Source organism: Bacillus sp. SA1-12 (assembly GCF_000981385.1).
GTDB lineage: Bacteria > Bacillota > Bacilli > Bacillales > Bacillaceae > Metabacillus.
The window spans coordinates 182,186-199,889 of sequence record NZ_LATZ01000001.1 but is presented as its reverse complement, the minus strand read 5'-3'; the positions used below and the strand labels follow the sequence as shown (position 1 = coordinate 199,889).

The following is a 17,704-nucleotide window of genomic DNA, read 5'->3' as shown; positions in this document are numbered from 1 at the left end:
AATAAGTTTTAGGAGTTGCAGAAATGAAGATTTATCTGGTAGCAAAAGATGGACTTGAAGCACAAGGGATACGCTGGATTATACAATCACATGTAACTGGAATCCAATTGACGTCATTTGAAGAGGTAAATGAACTTTCAAATGCAATTAAGCATGAGAAGCCAGACTTTGTCATCATAGATATGGATAAATGGGCTTTGAATGATGATCCTTTAAAAGAAGTGCTGCATAATAAACAAATTCGCTGGTTAGGGATCTCTTCAGAGAGAGTGTTTCAGGTTGCCTATCGCGGCCTAAGACTGCATGCGGAGGATATTTTGTTCCGGCCGTTTTCTCCTGCAGATTTAATTAAACAAATCCAGCAATTACGTTTTCAAATTCGTAATCATAAGCAAATTCCTGTTAGCAGTAATAAGGAGAAGGCTGATCAAGTTTATATCGATTATGCTGATTTTTTCTTGACTGACAAAATCCATCCGAAACCGGTTATCATGTCGGCATTTATAACTCCAAATGGGCATACATTGCCTTATGTATATGAAACACTCCAAGTGTTTCCGTTTACTGGAAAGTTTCGTTTTTTTGCCTTATCACAATCGATATTAGGGATTCATGAAACAGAGGAGCTGTCTTATTTTAAGGAGGAGTGTCGAGCATTTCTCGCAAGCTGGAAGGATCAAATGGATGAGCCCCTAGCCCTTGTGTTGAATTCGCCTGCTGGTAAGAGTACGTTAAAAGAAATCTATCGACAAACAATGGAATTAACTGAGCAAGTTTTTTTTGAAGGGTATGACATTATTTTGTCGGGAGATGAACGAGTAAGGTGGCGGGACATGGATCCTTTTCTGACACCGCTCGAACAGCGCCAGTGGATTGAAATGCTTGAAAAAAGGGATACTAAAGCGATTCGCGAATGGGTAGAGCATGAATTTTTTACCTATAAAAAACCTTATCCAAGCCCTGACATGGTACGAATCAGATTGACAAGTGTTTTGGCTCAAATCCGCAGGTATATGAAGGCATATAAAACAGATGAAGCGGACTGGGAAATAGCCTACCACAATGTCTTTCAGCAAATTATTCGAAATCCGGTCATGTATCAAATTGTTTCTGAACTGCTTACATTTGTCACTCATCTGCTTGCAGCAAGGAATGACAGTCTCCAGAAAGGTACAGAGACACTTGTCGAAAAGGTAAAAGACATGATGGAAGCAAATTTTTGGGATGCACAGTGGAATTTGGCTGCATGTGCTCAAGCACTCAGGATAAACAAAAGCACACTGAGCAGGCGCTTTGCTGCAGAATCTGGACAGTCGTTTCGAGACACACTGCATCAAATGCGGATTCGAGAAGCAAAACGGCTTTTGCACGATACCGAACTTTCGATAGAGGAAATTTCTCGGTTAACAGGCTATACACATCAAACATATTTTAATGCCAAGTTCAAACAGTTGGAACGCTGTACACCATTTGCCTATCGTTCAGGCATACAATAATTATTATCTGCATCTTTCACAAATACTGAGTCTTTTTCATATCATAGTGGAAGATATGGCACTTTAATCTTACCAGTTGTTAATAAGTCTCTGCACAACATGCAGCGGAATAAAAACCTCCCACAGAAGGAAGTCTCGATAGATCCCATCTAAACGGGCAATAAACCTGACTTCATAATTCAAGTAAAAGAACTGCCCGTAAAGATCTGATAAGACTCGCTTTACAAAAATATGGTTGACACTCTATTTTCAAGCGCTTACAATGAAACTAGTTATTAGCTATTAGAATATGTTAGATAAGTAGTAAGTGAGAAAGAGTTGTTTATATGGCATTGAATAAAGATCGTCGTATCGGTCGGCACGCCATACTTCTTTTACTATCCGATGATTCAACTGAACAGCTGGCAAAACTCGAGCAGTCGAATTGGAAGGGTTGTGTAGGGAAAGTGGGGTCGATGGATGCACATAAAGTAGTTGCTGCTATTGAAACAGCAGCAAAGAAAAATGAGATCATCCAGTCTGATGTTTATCGAGAATCACATGCATTATACCATGCAATAATCGAGGCGCTTCATGGTGTAACAAGAGGCCAGGTTCAATTAGGGTCCGTACTGAGAACGGTTGGCTTATCTTTTGCGGTATTGCGGGGGAATCCGTATGATAATGAGCAAGAGGGAGATTGGATTGCTGTTTCCTTATATGGCACAATTGGTGCACCGGTTAAGGGATCTGAGCATGAAACCATTGGTTTAGGCATTAATCATATATAATTTGCCCATAGTATTTTAGTAAATAGGGGGCTATATCTTGAAATCATGTTTGATTTCATTGATATAGCCCCCTTTTCTATTGCCTCTTTACTTAAATAAAGGATGTTGAAGGGAGAAATAAAGATGGTTATATTAACTGGTCAAACACTTACATTTTCTGAGCTTAAGAAAGTTCTTTTTGATGGTGAAAAGGTTGTGTATTCGGAAGAAAGTATGAGAAAAGTGCAAGAAAGCCGTAAAGCGGTGGATAAAATTGTTGCAGAAGGAAGAATTGTCTATGGGATTACAACAGGTTTTGGAAAATTTAGTGATGTTCTTATTGGCAAGGAAGATGTAGAGGCTCTGCAACTAAATCTCATTCGTTCCCATGCTTGCGGAATTGGCAAACCGTTTCCAGAGGTCGTTTCACGGGCGATGATCCTGCTTCGTGCCAACGCATTGCTAAAAGGCTTTTCTGGTGTCCGTCCAGTTGTGATTGAACGGTTATTAGACCTATTAAACACAGGGATCCATCCTGTTATTCCTCAGCAAGGATCACTTGGAGCAAGTGGTGATTTAGCACCGCTTTCCCATCTTGCCCTCGTTTTAATTGGCGAAGGTGAGGCTTTCTATAAAGGCAGGAGAGTACCTGCGATTGATGCCTTAACAAAAGAGTCGATTTTTCCAATCACATTAACAGCAAAAGAGGGGTTAGCCCTGATCAATGGAACACAGGCGATGACAGCAATGGGGGCTTTAGCCTATATAGAAGCTGAAAAACTAGCTTACCAAACGGAATTAATTGCCTCATTGACCATCGAAGGGCTCCGAGGAATTATTGATGCCTTTGATGAAGATATCCATCTTGCAAGGGGCTATAAAGAGCAAGTAGAAGTTGCAGAGCGAATTCGCGGACTTCTTAGTGATAGTCATCTAACGACAAATCAAGGAGAACTACGTGTCCAAGATGCCTATTCAATTCGCTGTATCCCTCAAGTACATGGAGCAACATGGCAAACGTTAAATTATGTAAAAGAAAAATTGGAGATTGAAATGAATGCAGCAACAGATAATCCATTAATCTTTGACAATGGTGATAAGGTTTTATCAGGGGGAAATTTCCACGGACAGCCGATTGCACTAGCAATGGACTTTTTAGCGATTGCAATGTCAGAGCTGGCTAATATTTCAGAACGACGAATTGAACGTTTAGTGAATCCGCAATTAAATGATTTGCCGCCATTTTTAAGTCCGGAGCCTGGTCTCCAATCAGGAGCAATGATCATGCAGTACGTTGCAGCATCACTTGTTTCTGAAAACAAAACATTGGCGCATCCAGCAAGTGTTGATTCCATTCCTTCCTCAGCAAACCAAGAGGATCATGTCAGCATGGGGACAATCGGTTCGCGGCATGCCTATCAAGTCATTACAAATACACGCAGAGTATTGGCGATTGAAGCAATTTGCGGGATGCAGGCAGCTGAAATACGCGGTATAGATAAAATGGCAACAGCAACAAAAGCATTTTTAGAAAAAGGCAGAAAGATCATCCCATTTATTAGTGAAGATCGAATTTTCTCTAAGGATATTGAAGCAATGAACGAATGGTTGAAAGAGGGAATTTTCCACTTTGATTATTTAGGAGAAAAGAAGACTCAAACAAAAAATTAAGTAGAGATATCAAGGGGACAGATCCATTTATTGTTAATGTGATGAGGTAAAGCTCTGTTCCCTTTCCATATAGTAATAACTCAAAATGTAATGCATTCGAAACGTTAGAAAGGATGATCAAATGGTAAGTGCAGTAGTAGTTTCAGTCATTGTAATGTCTGCATTGAGTCTTCTAGGTGTAAATGTCATGTTTGCAATTTTAATTGCAGCGGGTATAGCTGGTTTGATGGAAGGGCTGTCATTAGTGGAAGCGACAAATATGCTGATTTCGGGCATGGGAGGCCAGGCGAATACAGCATTAAGTTATATTATGCTAGGTATTTTTGCTGTAATGATTGGTTATTCGGGAATTACAGGCTTTCTAGTGAAAAGTCTTGTAAGCGCTTTAAATGGTAAACGCTCCATTTTGCTGTTGACAATCGCAGGAGTGTCTTGTTTATCTCAAAATATTGTTCCGATACATATTGCGTTTATTCCGATCTTAATTCCTCCTTTACTCCATTTATTTGACACGATGAAGATCGATCGCAGAGGTGTTGCTTGTGCATTAACGTTTGGAGTAGAGGCGCCTTATATTATGATTCCAGCCGGGTTTGGGCTAATATTTCATGGGATTATCGCAGACGAAATGAAAGCAAGCGGTATGGACATCCCGCTTTCATCTGTTGCATACTCAATGCTATTACCAGGACTTGGCATGATTATTGGAGTGTTAATTGCGATTTTTATCTCTTATGGAAAGGCTCGTGGAATCCCTGAACGTGATCATGTGTTCATTAATGAGGCAGCAGCGTCCGTAGAGAGCGGATTATCATTTACGAAACGTCATTTCTTTACAATTGTCTCTATTATGTGTGCGCTGATCGTCCAGCTAGTTTCCAGCTCCCTTGTATTGGGAGGCATAACAGGGATTATTCTCATGTTTCTGTTCACGGTTGTCCCATTTAAAGAAGGAGAAAATGTTGTTAATGAAGGGATTAAAATGATGGGAATGATTGCATTTGTTATGTTAATCGCTTCAGGATATGCGACAATTTTAAAGGAAACTGGTGCTATTGATGAGCTTGTGAAATACTCAACAGGAATATTGGGTGACAATAAATTTGTTATTGCTGTCGTAATGCTGCTAATTGGCTTGCTTATTACTATGGGAACTGGCTCTTCATTTGGAACAATCCCAATTATTGCTGCACTGTTCGTTCCGATTTGTGCAACAGTCGGATTTTCTCCAATGGCGACTGCTGCATTAATTGGAACTGCTGGTGCACTTGGGGATGCTGGCTCACCAGCATCAGATAGCACGCTAGGCCCAACCTCAGGGTTAAACGCAGATGGAAAACACCATCATATTTGGGATACATGTGTGCCAACCTTTTTGCATTTTAATATCCCTTTATTCGTCTTTGGCATTATTGCCGCAATGGTGCTTTAACTAAATTCGAACCAGGTATATCTGTGTAATAGGCCAGATACCTGGTTTTTCTATGATGTAAATACTCCCTACCCCACCTCGTTTTATGGCAAATAGGTTATATCCTTTATGCTCTCTGTCATATTTCTAAGTAAGAATTTCATTACATTAATATGAATCAAAAAAAGGAGGAAGATCCATGGTTTCGAATTTCTTTCAACCTACTTTAGATTTTGCAAAACATTTTGACAAAGAAGATAGTCTTCAACGGTTTCGTGAGGAGTTTTATGTAAAGCCTAACAGCATTTATATGGACGGGAATTCATTGGGCCTTCTTTCAAAAAGAGCTGAACGTACTCTGCTTGAATGTATAGACGATTGGAAGGAGCATGGAATCGATGGCTGGACTCAAGGGAAACAACCTTGGTTTTATTTATCAGAGAAACTAGGTAAAATGTGTGCCCCGTTAGTAGGCGCTTCTCCTGAAGAAGTGATTGTAACAGGCTCCACTACTGTAAACCTGCATCAGCTCATTGCAACTTTTTATAAGCCTAAAGGAAAGCGTACAAAAATTTTAGCTGATGAACTAACATTCCCTTCTGATCTATATGCCCTTCAAAGTCAGCTTCGCATTCGTGGATATGATCCTGATACCCATCTCATTTGTGTAAAAAGCAGAGATGGCCGATTTTTAGAAGAGGATGATATCATCGAGGCGATGACAAATGAAATTGCGGTCATGATTATGCCTACGGTACTTTATCGCAGCGGTCAAATCCTTGATATGAAACGGTTAACAGCAGAAGCGCATAAAAGAGGAATTCTAATTGGATTTGATGCATGTCATTCGGTCGGTGCCATCCCGCATTTGTTTAGTGAATGGGGAGTTGACTTTGCTTACTGGTGTCATTATAAACATATAAATGGAGGACCAGGCGCTGTTGGCGGTTTATATGTCAATAAAAAACATTTTGGAACTAATCCTGGACTGGCGGGGTGGTTCGGATCTAGAAAAGATAAGCAATTTGATATGGACCATATTTTCACTCCAGCTGAATCGGCAGGAGCGTATCAAATTGGAACACCACACATATTAAGCCTAGCCCCATTAATAGGTTGCTTGGAACTTTTCGCTGAGGTCGGGATAGAAACGATTCGGAAAAAGTCGCTAAACATCAATCAATATTTAATGGATTTAATTGAATATGAATGTGCAGATTGCGGTTTTTTTATTGGAAATCCAAGAGAGGATGAACGACGAGGAGGCCATGTATGTCTTGAACATAATGAGGCTGCCCGCATTTGCAAAGCTTTAAAAGATAACGGTGTCATTCCAGATTTCAGATCACCAAACATCATTCGGCTAGCACCTGTGGCCTTTTATACGTCATACGAGGATGTTTGGAAAGTGGTGCAAATTCTTAAGAAGATTATGTTAGAAAAACAGTATGAAAAATACGAGAATAAGCGTGAAGTAGTTTCGTAAAGGGAATATTTTTTACAAACCACTTTAAAAATAAATAGGAGAATGATTGGTTTTGAGATTTAGCAGGTAATCGGAGCATAGGTATGACAAAGGGGGAATCCAAAATGAGCGATAAAAAAAATGATTCAAACAGTGGAAAGGAGCTGGAAAAAGGAATTCGAACGGATTTCCAGCATGCAATGTCATATGGAGATTATCTGAAGCTTGATCAAATCTTAGCAAGCCAACATCGATGCTCAAGTCATCATGATGAAATGCTGTTTATTATTATCCATCAGACGAGTGAACTTTGGATGAAGCTCATTTTGCATGAGTTATCAGCAGCTATTCACTGCATCAGCAAAAATGAGTTAGAACCGTCATTTAAAATGCTGTCGCGTATTTCGAGAATTCAGCAGCAGTTGATTCAATCATGGAACGTACTTTCCACGTTGACGCCTGCAGAGTATATGGAGTTTAGAGATCAATTGGGGAGCTCCTCAGGATTTCAATCTTATCAAAATCGATTAATCGAATTTGCGCTGGGAAATAAGAATGCTCACACACTATCAGTCTATCAACATCAGACAGACCTATTTAAGAAAATGCAAAAGGCTCTTCAGAAACCAAGTATTTACGATGTGGCCATTCAAGCACTTGCTGCAAATGGATTGCCTGTCGATAAAAAAGTAATCGAAAGGGATTTCGCACAAAGCTATGAACCGAATGACAGCGTTGAAGCGGCATGGCTGACTGTTTACCGCAATGTTGATCATCATTGGGATTTATATGAGCTTGCTGAGAAACTTGTGGATATTGGCTATCATCAGCAAACATGGCGCTTTCACCATATGAGTACGGTAGAAAGAATAATTGGCCATAAAAAAGGTACGGGCGGTTCATCTGGCGTAACGTATTTAAAAAGAGTGCTGGAACAACAGTTCTTCCCTGAACTATGGAGTGTAAGAACGAAACTATAAGTGGAGATGGAGACATGAATAAATGGATTGATATATCACAAGCCTTGGATGAAAAGGTGCCAGTTTGGCCAGGTGACACACCTTTCTCTAACAAATTGATAACCAATAAAGAAGAAAGTGGATCAGTGAATGTTGGTCAACTTAATATGAGTACACACACGGGAACCCATGTTGATGCCCCTTTTCATTTTGATAATGACGGGAAAAAAGTGATTGACTTGGATGTAAACATCTTTATTGGAAAAGCAAAGGTCATTCACCTCCCAAATAAAAGTTATATTGGAGTAAAAGAATTATCTGGTTTAGACCTTAAAGGTGTCGTTCGTCTGTTAATACGTACGGATGCTTGGAAGGACCGGCAGAAGTTTCCTCAATCAATTCCTTATTTCCAGCCGGAGCTATCTGATTACCTTTCTGAAGTCGGAATTCGTCTTCTTGGTGTTGATTTGCCCTCAGTTGACCCATTGGAAAGTAAAGAATTGTTAATCCATCATCAACTTTCTGCCCATGGCATTCATATTTTAGAGGGGCTTGTCTTAACAAATGTGCTCCCTGGTGATTATGAAATGGCGGCTCTTCCCCTGCCGCTTGTTGAAGGAGATGGAAGTCCAGTACGCGCTGTCCTTAAAAAAATGACCTAGGGGTTATTCAACTAAAATTAAGCGGCCCTTTATCTTTTGATTAAAAATTGACAAGGTCGCTTTTTCTATGTTTTTTATGTGTGTTGAACATACCATGAAATAATTTATAAGAAATATAAATTAATAAAATATAGTGAAACAATTTATAAAATAATCAATAAACTATAAATTATTTTAAAGATGACTCAGTATAAAATGATAGTAACAACAAAAGAGGAGGAGAAAGAAATGAAGGCAATAACAAATAACAAGATTACACGTTTAAGAGGTTCAGATTTAAATACAAAAGGATGGCAGCAAGAGGCGGTACTTCGTATGCTGATGAATAATTTAGACCCTGATGTTGCTGAAAAACCGGATGAGCTTGTTGTATATGGGGGAATTGGAAAAGCTGCACGAAATTGGGAAGCGTTTGATGCCATTGTTCAATCAGTCAAGGAATTAGAAAATGATGAAACATTGCTTGTTCAATCAGGTAAACCTGTAGTAGTTTTTAAAACCCACAAGGATGCACCGCGTGTTCTTATTGCAAATTCAAATCTTGTGCCGGCCTTTGCTAATTGGGAAACCTTCCATGAACTTGATAAAAAAGGACTGATGATGTACGGCCAAATGACAGCAGGAAGCTGGATTTATATTGGTTCACAAGGAATTGTTCAAGGTACCTATGAAACGTTTGCGGAGCTGGCGAAACAGCATTTCAACGGTACTCTAAAAGGCACAATCACTGTAACAGCTGGTCTTGGCGGAATGGGTGGTGCACAACCGCTTGCTGTCACAATGAACGGTGGTGTCTGCATCGCAATTGAAGTGGATGAGACAAGAATTGATCGTCGAATTCAAACACGCTACACAGATGTGAAAGCGCAAACATTGGATGAAGCTATTCAATTGGCTACTGAAGCGAAACAGTTAGGGAAACCATTATCCATAGGTTTGTTAGGGAATGCTGCTGATCTTCTTCCAGAAATGATTGAAAGAAACTTTATTCCTGACGCTTTAACAGACCAAACATCTGCACATGATCCGCTTAATGGCTATATTCCATCAGGTATGTCGCTTGAAGATGCTGAAGCCCTGCGAAACAATGATCCTAATGAGTATGTACGACGCTCAAAAGCATCAATGGCAAAACATGTTGAAGCAATGCTTATCATGATGGAAAAGGGTGCTGTCACGTTTGATTATGGTAATAACATTCGCCAGGTCGCAAAAGATGAAGGAATCGAAAATGCATTTGCTTTCCCTGGTTTCGTTCCAGCATATATTCGTCCGCAATTTTGCGAGGGAAAAGGACCGTTTCGCTGGGTGGCCTTATCAGGTGATCCAGAAGATATCTATAAAACAGATCAAGCGATTTTACGAGAATTCAGTGATAACGAGCATTTATGCAACTGGATCCGATTGGCCCAACATAAAATTCAATTTCAAGGCCTGCCTTCCCGTATCTGCTGGCTAGGATATGGTGAACGTGCCCGTTTTGGAAAGATTTTAAATGACATGGTTGCAAGCGGTGAATTAAAAGCGCCGATTGTGATTGGACGCGATCACTTAGATTCAGGCTCTGTTGCATCGCCTAATCGTGAAACAGAGGCAATGAAGGATGGATCAGATGCTGTGGCAGACTGGCCGATATTAAATGCTATGGTAAATGCTGTTGGCGGCGCTACATGGGTTTCTGTGCATCACGGCGGCGGTGTCGGGATGGGCTACTCTCTTCATGCTGGTGTGGTCATTGTAGCGGATGGAACAAAGGAAGCGGAAGCTCGAATAGAACGAGTACTTACTACCGATCCAGGCATGGGAGTCGTTCGGCATGCTGATGCCGGATATGAGCTTGCCAAAAAAACAGCACGTGAAAAAGGTATTAAGATGCCAATGCTAGATAAAGGGGCTGATCAAGAATGAGTAGGCCAATTTGGGTAAAACATGCTGCTCAACTGGCAACATTAGCTTCTGATGTAAAAGGACCGCGTTCGAAAGAAGCAATGTCTGAACTTGGTTTAATAGAGGATGGCAGCTTATGGATTGAGAAAGGTGTGATTCAGGCTGTTGGTACAACAGAAGAAATAAAGGAAGCGTATGCTCACAAACTTGATGAAGCAGAAGTTGTGGATGCCTCGGGCCATTTGGTTACTCCAGGACTTGTGGATCCTCATACACATGTTGTTTACGGAGGAAGTCGGGAACGTGAATTTGAAATGCGCCTTGAAGGTGCTGCTTATATGGAGATTATGAATGCGGGTGGGGGAATTCATGCGACTGCCCGCATGACAAGAGAAGCTTCTGAAGAACAGTTAATGGAACAAACAATAGGCAGACTTGATTCCTTTCTCGCACATGGTGTGACAACGATTGAAGGAAAAAGCGGCTATGGAATGAACTTAGAAACAGAGCTTAAGCAGCTTCGAGTCATGAAAAAACTGCAGGAACAGCATGTGATCGAAATCGTGCCTACATTTATGGGGGCCCATGCTGTTCCTCCAGAATTTAAAGGCCGTGAAAATGAGTACGTTGAACATATAATTTTAGACATGCTCCCTGTGGTAGCAAAAGAAAAATTGGCAGAATTTCAGGATGTTTTTTGTGAAAAAGGTGTGTTTACACCTGAGCAATCAGAACGACTGCTGGAAGCAGGAAAACGTTTTGGGTTCATCCCTAAGATCCATGCCGATGAAATCGAGTCTTATGGTGGTGCTGAATTAGCTGCGAAAATAGGAGCCATATCTGCTGAACATTTATTGAAAGCCTCAGAGGCAGGCATTAAAGCAATGGCTCAATCAGGAACAATAGCTTGCTTGCTCCCGGCAACTGCCCTTTATTTACGAGAAACAGCAGCAGCGGGAAGAAAAATGATTGATGCGGGTGTGGCAGTGGCCATTTCAACGGATTGTAACCCAGGTTCTTCACCAACAACCTCCATGCCTCTAGTGATGAACTTGGCCTGTATCTCAATGCGTCTTACACCTGCCGAAGCATTAACAGCAGCAACTTATAATGCTGCATGTGCGATTAACCGCCACGATAAAATCGGTTCACTTGAGGTTGGAAAGCAGGCAGATATCGTCTTATGGAATGTGAAAAATTATCAGGAATTGCAATATTTATTTGGTGTCAACCATGTCAATTCGGTGTGGAAAAAAGGTGTAAAGGTGGTGTAGCAGCTTGAATGAACATTTTTTAAAGCAGCCTGAATGGTCGTGGAATGTACCGTTGAATGAAAAGCCGACATATGTTCATCATTGGGTTAAACCACTTAGCGAACATGACCAACCATTTGATTTTATCCTATACGGAGCACCAATTTCCCGGTCTTCAATCAGTGTATCAGGAGCTTCTTTATACCCAACAGAATTTCGCAGGATGTGGAAAAGTTTTGCAACTTATAATTTAGATGAAAATGTGGATTTGAGCTTCTTCCATGTAGGTGATGCGGGGGATGTTATGATGCATACCACTGATATTCTTTTATCACATCAGCGCATCCAAAGGTCAACTGCTTTTCTTGCCGAACACTATCCAAACACACGAACATGCATGATTGGCGGTGACCATTCAACAACAGCCTGTGCGGTTCGCGGGATAAAAGAGGCATTTCCAGAAGAGACGATTGGGGTGTTACAGCTTGATACGCATCTAGATGTAAGGGATCCAAACGAATTAGGACCAGCAAATGGAACACCGATCCGTCAACTCATTGATGGCCGCCATGTCATGGGTGAGCATGTTATCAATATTGGCCTGCATGGCTATTTTAATGCAAAACCGCTAATCGATTATGCAAATGATCATGGAATACAAATGGTAACTCTTAACCAAGCGCGCAGGCAGGGGTTAATAAAAACAATAAAGAGAGCATTAGACGACTTAGCAAAAAAAGTTGACCGAATTTATGTGACGGTTGATATGGATGTATTGGATATTTCTGTTGCACCTGGTGTACCTGCATCCACACCAGGAGGAATGTCTGCGATTGAACTTTTTGAAAGCTTATTAGAAATTGGAAAACACTCTGAAGTTAAGCATATTGATTTTGTTTGTTTAGACCCAAGCAAAGACTCGCATGTTTCTGAAACAGTAAAGATCGGTGTATATGCATGGCTGCAATTTATTACGGGCTCTATCCTGAAAACGAAATAAATTCCAACGTCTATTCGGTCGATGAAAAAGGGTGATAAAAAGCTTGTCATTTATTATGCTTGCTAAATAAAATAAAGAATAGTTTAATAGACTGTGTAGTAAAGATTAAAAGTGCCCACAAGTTAATTGCCTTTTAAGATAGTAGGGAAATCAGTGAGAATCTGATGCAGCACCTGTTACTGTATGTGTCGATGAAATTGTCATGCGATTGGAAAATAATTCAAGGAAGGGACAAAAGTAAGTTTTAGACACAAGTCAGGAAGATCGCTTTTAATTGTTTGCTTCCGACCTTCGGAGTGCGATGCAAAGAGAGTTTATGAAAATAGAACTGAAGAAGTCATGAAGAAAAAAAACATCATCACGCCCATCATTCTAGAAAAAATCAGTGTAATGTCTAATAAATTTTACTAAATAGAAGTTATCAAAAAATTCAAATTGGAAAGACGAGAGCTTTTGCAAGGCGTTCTAGATGAACGTCTTTTTTAGTCTGCCCTTTCCGAATTTATTAAAAAAAGGCAAATAAGAGAGGAGTTAATGTTTTTGCAAATATCTTATTTTTAAAAAAACATTATTAAAAATCCAAAAAGTCCGGTGGTGGTTTTCCTATGTTCACAAATGAAGAAAAAGAAGCGCTATTTAAGGTTATTTCAACAAGAAGAGATATTCGCACTTTTTTAACTGATCCCGTACCACAAGAGGCAATAGTAAGAATATTAGAAGCTGCTCACCATGCACCTTCTGTAGGATTCATGCAGCCATGGAATTTTATTTTGATTGAATCGAACGAAATCAAAGAGCAATTAGCATGGGCAGCAGATAAGGAAAGAAGAGCTCTTGCTATTCATTATGAAGCAGATAATCGGGCATCGAAGTTTCTGACACTAAAGATTGAAGGATTAAAAGAAGCCCCATTGACGATATGCGTAACATGTGACCCGACAAGAGGCGGGGCACATGTATTGGGTCGTAATTCAATTCCGGAAACGGATATCATGTCAACTGCGTGTGCCATACAAAACATGTGGTTAGCAGCTTGTGCTGAAGGATTAGCCATGGGATGGGTTAGTTTCTATAAAAAGTCAGACATTCGAGAAATTTTGACGATTCCTCCCCATATTGAGCCAGTAGCTTTATTATCCATTGGTTATACAAATGCATACCCAAAGGCTCCTTTGCTTGAAACAGCAAATTGGGAAAAAAGGAAGTCATTAAAAAGTCTAATTTATAAGGATAAATGGGGAGAATTGGCTGAAAAATGAATATTGAAAATAAAAAAAGTTCAATAGTTTTATAGATTAGATAGGTTAATTTCTTAATTATTAAAAAAGGATTTTTCAGATTAAGAATTTCTATACCCCTTGTCTTTTTCCTCTAGTTTAAGTAAACTACCTGTAAAATCAATTTTTTTCGGGTGCTGGTGGAAACCGGCTGAGATTGCAGTTATACCGCTGCTGACCGTTTGGAACCTGTTGGATAATGCCAGCGTAGGGAATGTGATTAGGGAAACTAAGAGCACTTTGCGTGAAGGCAAAGTGCTCTTTTTGTATGATTTTACACTTGTTATGAATCGATGGATCATGTGAAGGGAGCAAATTGAATTGAATAACGAGCAAATCAACACTGCGTTAGGAGCAGTAAGACAGCAAAATCCGCTTGTTCATAATATAACAAATGTTGTTGTTACAAACTTTACAGCAAACGGGTTATTGGCATTAGGTGCATCACCTGTTATGGCTTATGCGAAGGAAGAAGTTGCCGATATGGCAAAACTGGCAGGTGCATTAGTTTTAAATATTGGGACATTGACATCTGATGAAGTTGAGGCGATGGTGATTGCTGGGAAGTCAGCAAATCTTTATGATGTACCAGTTATTTTTGATCCAGTTGGTGCAGGGGCTACTGTCTATCGAACAGAAACTGCCCAGCGAATAGTCAAAGAATTAAAGATTTCAATTTTACGAGGAAATGCAGCTGAAATTGCCAATGTTATTGGGGAAACATGGACGATTAAAGGTGTTGATGCAGGAGAAGGTGCTGGCAATACAATTGAATTGGCGCAAATTGCAGCTCAAAAATTAAAAACACTTGTCATAATAACTGGTAAAGAAGATGTCATAACAGATGGACACCATACTTTTGTTGTATACAACGGTCACCAGCTGTTAACAAAAGTAACGGGAGCTGGCTGTTTATTAAGCTCAGTCGTTGGGGCATTTGCGGCAGTTGAAAAGGACTTGCTTCAGGCTGCAGTTGCAGCACTTGCGACATATGGGGTGGCTGCTGAATTAGCAGCTGAAAAAACGGCTCAAGCCGGACCTGGAAGCTTTCAAATTGAATTTTTGAATCAATTGGCAAATGTTTCACCAAAAGATGTAAATCAGTTCGCTAAAATCGAAAAACTGTAAATTAAGTTAAAGGAGACTTTGGAAATGGCTATAAAAAAAGCTTTAACTATTGCTGGTTCAGATAGCGGAGGTGGTGCCGGTATTCAGGCCGACCTAAAAACCTTTCAAGAACTAAACGTATTTGGCATGTCAGCCATAACCGCGGTTACCGCACAAAATACCCTTGGTGTTCATGGGGTCTATCCATTATCCGTTGAAGCCGTTGTTAATCAAATTGAAGCAATTGGGAATGACTTAGGAACAAATGCAGTAAAAACAGGGATGTTATTTAGCAGTGAAATTATCCAGTCTGTTGCTGAGGCAGTGAAAAAGTTTCAATGGGAGCATGTTGTGGTAGATCCTGTTATGATAGCTAAAGGCGGTGCGTCTTTATTGCAAAATGAGGCTGTAGCTGCGCTTAAACAATATCTTATACCATTAGCGATGGTCATTACTCCAAATATTCCTGAGGCAGAAGTTCTGGCTGATATGTCGATTCGAACTATGGAAGACCGGTTAGAAGCAGCTAAACGCTTGTATCGACTTGGTGCAAAGTATGTTGTAATCAAGGGCGGTCATGATGATGGGGAAGAATTAGTCGATGTCTTATATAATGGCAAAGAGTTTACTTATTATAAAGGCTTGCGTATTGCAACAAAAAACACTCATGGTACAGGCTGTACATTTGCTGCCGCCGTCACGGCAGAAATTGCAAAAGGTAACACGGTTGAACAAGCTGTTCAAACAGCCAAAAGCTTTATCCAGGCTGCAATTGAAGCGGATTTAGAAATTGGAAATGGCCATGGTCCTACAAACCACTGGGCTTATCAACAACAGCACGCAAAGATTCGTCAGTAAAGGGGAGATCGTGTTTGAACAGAATTTCAAGAATACAAATGAATGAGTTATTGCGTTTATATTTTATTATGGGAAGCAATAATTGTAAAATAGCCCCTCAAGCAGTGCTTGAACAAGCGATTAAAGGGGGGATTACACTATTTCAGTTTAGAGAAAAAGGATCAGGTTCTTTTACCGGTGATGAAAAAGTTCTCCTCGCTAAACAATTACAAGCTATATGTAAAAACTATTCTATCCCTTTTATCGTGAACGATGATGTTGAACTAGCCCTTGCCCTTAATGCTGACGGTGTTCATATTGGACAAGATGATGCATCAGCAATGGAAGTAAGACAGAAGATCGGAAACAGAATTTTAGGTGTATCCGCTCATAATCTTGAAGAGATTGAAAAGGCGATTGTTGATGGAGCAGATTATGCAGGGATTGGACCGATCTACACGACAAAAACAAAAGAGGATGCAAATACAGCCCAAGGAACAACACTTATTAAGGAGATCCGTGAAAAAGGTATCGATCTCCCAATTGTTGGAATTGGAGGGATTACTTCTGAAAATGCAGCACCAGTTATCAATAGCGGCGGTAACGGTGTTTCCGTCATTTCAGCGATTAGTCTTGCAGAAAATCCAACAGAACGTGCTAGCGAGCTAAGAGCTATTGTAGATCAGTTAATATAAAAAGATTAATTTATCATGATGAGGTTGTCTCAAAGAAAGCGGACTGCCCCCTCAAACATATCCATTGGTGGTTTGAGGGGGCAATTTCTATTGAGATTTCCTCATTTTTTTATGGAGGAATTAGATAAGTTAAGTAGAAGAATGATGAGGTATAAATACTTGATCTATATAAAAAAAGGGTGGAGCAATACTATGGAGTTATCTGCAATGCTACTAGATATTATTAAGAACAGTTATGGAACTGGAGACATTGTCGAATTCCACCGTTTAGAAGGCGGTTATTGGAATGACGTTTTTTCCCTTAAAGTGCAAAATAAAAGGTACGTATTACGAATAAGCCACCGTTCCACGAAAAAAGAAAGCATAGTATATGAACATATGTTATTGCATTATATGAACAAGCAGATAAAGGAAATTCCCGCTCCAATTATGCTCGTCGACGGGACAACATTCTTTTTCCATGAAGGGAGAATCATATCCTTATACCCCTTTATGGAAGGAGTAATTCCCGAAATAACGAAAGCAACAAGACACGCAGCCGCAGAAATGCTGGCAAAATTGCATATGGCAGCCCAACGATTTCCAAATAAAAAGAAAAATCCAGCTCATACATCAATTAAAAACCTCAATTGGAATCATAATCATATGTGGAATTGGGAAAAGCTTAAACAACAGTTAGAGAAGCATTCACAACAGCTTTTTACATCCCATCTTGATCATCCAGACCAGCATGGTTGTATTGCCAAATTGATTAAGATGAAAAACGAGATTGAACGACTAAAGGGTAACATTTCACAATGGACTGTTCAGCTAGCCAATGCAAATCCTGATTTACTTTTTGCCCCAACACACGGTGACTATTATCGCGGCAATTTATTAGTAGTAAATGATCAGATTTCTGCGGTAATAGATTGGGATGAGTGCAGACCAGATTGGCTGTCTTATGAACTGGCACGAGCGACCTGGGAACTTTGCAAGGATAAAAAGCTCCATACTCTGAATAGAGAATGGGCAATTGAATTTGTTCAAACGTATAAAAATGCAGGAGGTCCTGTTCCGGCAAATGAACTGCAGCTTCTGATTCCTTTTATTCGTTCAGTAAGAATGATTGAAATATTGTTTTATTTGGATCAAGGCTTTCAAGGCGAAGAGTGGGACCCGGAATATACCTTGCATAATTTGTACTCTTTGTTAAACCTGGCTAGTTACCAAGAGTTGTTTTAATTTAAAGCATC

Annotated in this window: 15 protein-coding genes and 2 riboswitches; all 15 genes read left to right on the top strand. The window is 40.0% G+C overall.

Features of this window, described 5'->3' with window-relative positions; translation table 11 throughout:
- Window positions 1-23: 23 nt before the first annotated feature.
- The 15 genes from WQ54_RS00870 (at window position 24) to WQ54_RS00800 (ending at window position 17,693) form a co-directional block, all read left to right on the top strand.
- On the top strand, window positions 24-1,496 hold the full coding sequence (locus WQ54_RS00870) for a response regulator transcription factor (RefSeq protein WP_046510704.1): 1,473 nt from the start codon (window positions 24-26) through the stop codon (window positions 1,494-1,496).
- Window positions 1,497-1,822: 326 nt separating this feature from the next.
- Window positions 1,823-2,266 carry a hut operon transcriptional regulator HutP gene (gene hutP / locus WQ54_RS00865; protein ID WP_046510702.1) on the top strand — a complete coding sequence of 148 codons (444 nt, stop codon included), beginning with the start codon at window positions 1,823-1,825 and terminating at the stop codon, window positions 2,264-2,266.
- 123 nt (window positions 2,267-2,389) lie between these two features.
- Window positions 2,390-3,916 carry a histidine ammonia-lyase gene (hutH, locus tag WQ54_RS00860; RefSeq protein ID WP_046510700.1) on the top strand — a complete coding sequence of 509 codons (1,527 nt, stop codon included), beginning with the start codon at window positions 2,390-2,392 and terminating at the stop codon, window positions 3,914-3,916.
- A 121-nt stretch (window positions 3,917-4,037) separates the two neighbouring features.
- Window positions 4,038-5,348, top strand: a complete 1,311-nt coding sequence (locus WQ54_RS00855; protein ID WP_046510698.1) for a Na+/H+ antiporter family protein — start codon at window positions 4,038-4,040, stop codon at window positions 5,346-5,348.
- Window positions 5,349-5,526: 178 nt separating this feature from the next.
- Window positions 5,527-6,813: a kynureninase gene (gene kynU / locus WQ54_RS00850; protein ID WP_046510696.1), complete on the top strand. Its 1,287-nt coding sequence runs from the start codon at window positions 5,527-5,529 to the stop codon at window positions 6,811-6,813.
- A gap of 104 nt (window positions 6,814-6,917) precedes the next feature.
- The gene (gene kynA / locus WQ54_RS00845) at window positions 6,918-7,772 is read left to right on the top strand and encodes a tryptophan 2,3-dioxygenase (protein ID WP_046510694.1); all 855 of its coding nucleotides are present in this window, start codon (window positions 6,918-6,920) and stop codon (window positions 7,770-7,772) included.
- A gap of 14 nt (window positions 7,773-7,786) precedes the next feature.
- Window positions 7,787-8,413, top strand: a complete 627-nt coding sequence (gene kynB, locus WQ54_RS00840) for an arylformamidase (protein ID WP_046510692.1) — start codon at window positions 7,787-7,789, stop codon at window positions 8,411-8,413.
- A gap of 228 nt (window positions 8,414-8,641) precedes the next feature.
- A complete protein-coding gene (gene hutU / locus WQ54_RS00835; RefSeq protein ID WP_046510690.1) occupies window positions 8,642-10,321 on the top strand; it encodes a urocanate hydratase in 1,680 nt (559 codons plus the stop codon).
- Window positions 10,318-11,574: an imidazolonepropionase gene (gene hutI / locus WQ54_RS00830; RefSeq protein WP_046510688.1), complete on the top strand. Its 1,257-nt coding sequence runs from the start codon at window positions 10,318-10,320 to the stop codon at window positions 11,572-11,574. Before hutU ends, hutI begins: the two co-directional genes overlap by 4 nt.
- Before the next feature lie 4 nt (window positions 11,575-11,578).
- Window positions 11,579-12,553, top strand: a complete 975-nt coding sequence (locus WQ54_RS00825; protein ID WP_052737606.1) for an agmatinase family protein — start codon at window positions 11,579-11,581, stop codon at window positions 12,551-12,553.
- Window positions 12,554-12,645: 92 nt separating this feature from the next.
- A riboswitch (cobalamin riboswitch) is annotated at window positions 12,646-12,840 on the top strand.
- A gap of 318 nt (window positions 12,841-13,158) precedes the next feature.
- A complete protein-coding gene (gene bluB, locus WQ54_RS00820; RefSeq protein WP_046510686.1) occupies window positions 13,159-13,812 on the top strand; it encodes a 5,6-dimethylbenzimidazole synthase in 654 nt (217 codons plus the stop codon).
- A 138-nt stretch (window positions 13,813-13,950) separates the two neighbouring features.
- Window positions 13,951-14,061: riboswitch (TPP riboswitch) on the top strand.
- A 90-nt stretch (window positions 14,062-14,151) separates the two neighbouring features.
- Window positions 14,152-14,958, top strand: coding sequence for a hydroxyethylthiazole kinase (thiM, locus tag WQ54_RS00815; protein WP_046510684.1), 807 nt, complete (start codon window positions 14,152-14,154; stop codon window positions 14,956-14,958).
- 24 nt (window positions 14,959-14,982) lie between these two features.
- Complete coding sequence (gene thiD, locus WQ54_RS00810; RefSeq protein ID WP_046510682.1) at window positions 14,983-15,795, top strand: bifunctional hydroxymethylpyrimidine kinase/phosphomethylpyrimidine kinase; 813 nt, start codon at window positions 14,983-14,985, stop codon at window positions 15,793-15,795.
- A 14-nt stretch (window positions 15,796-15,809) separates the two neighbouring features.
- A complete protein-coding gene (thiE, locus tag WQ54_RS00805) occupies window positions 15,810-16,469 on the top strand; it encodes a thiamine phosphate synthase (protein ID WP_046510678.1) in 660 nt (219 codons plus the stop codon).
- Between the two features lie 90 nt (window positions 16,470-16,559).
- The gene (locus WQ54_RS00800) at window positions 16,560-17,693 is read left to right on the top strand and encodes a phosphotransferase (protein WP_046510677.1); all 1,134 of its coding nucleotides are present in this window, start codon (window positions 16,560-16,562) and stop codon (window positions 17,691-17,693) included.
- Window positions 17,694-17,704: the final 11 nt, after the last annotated feature.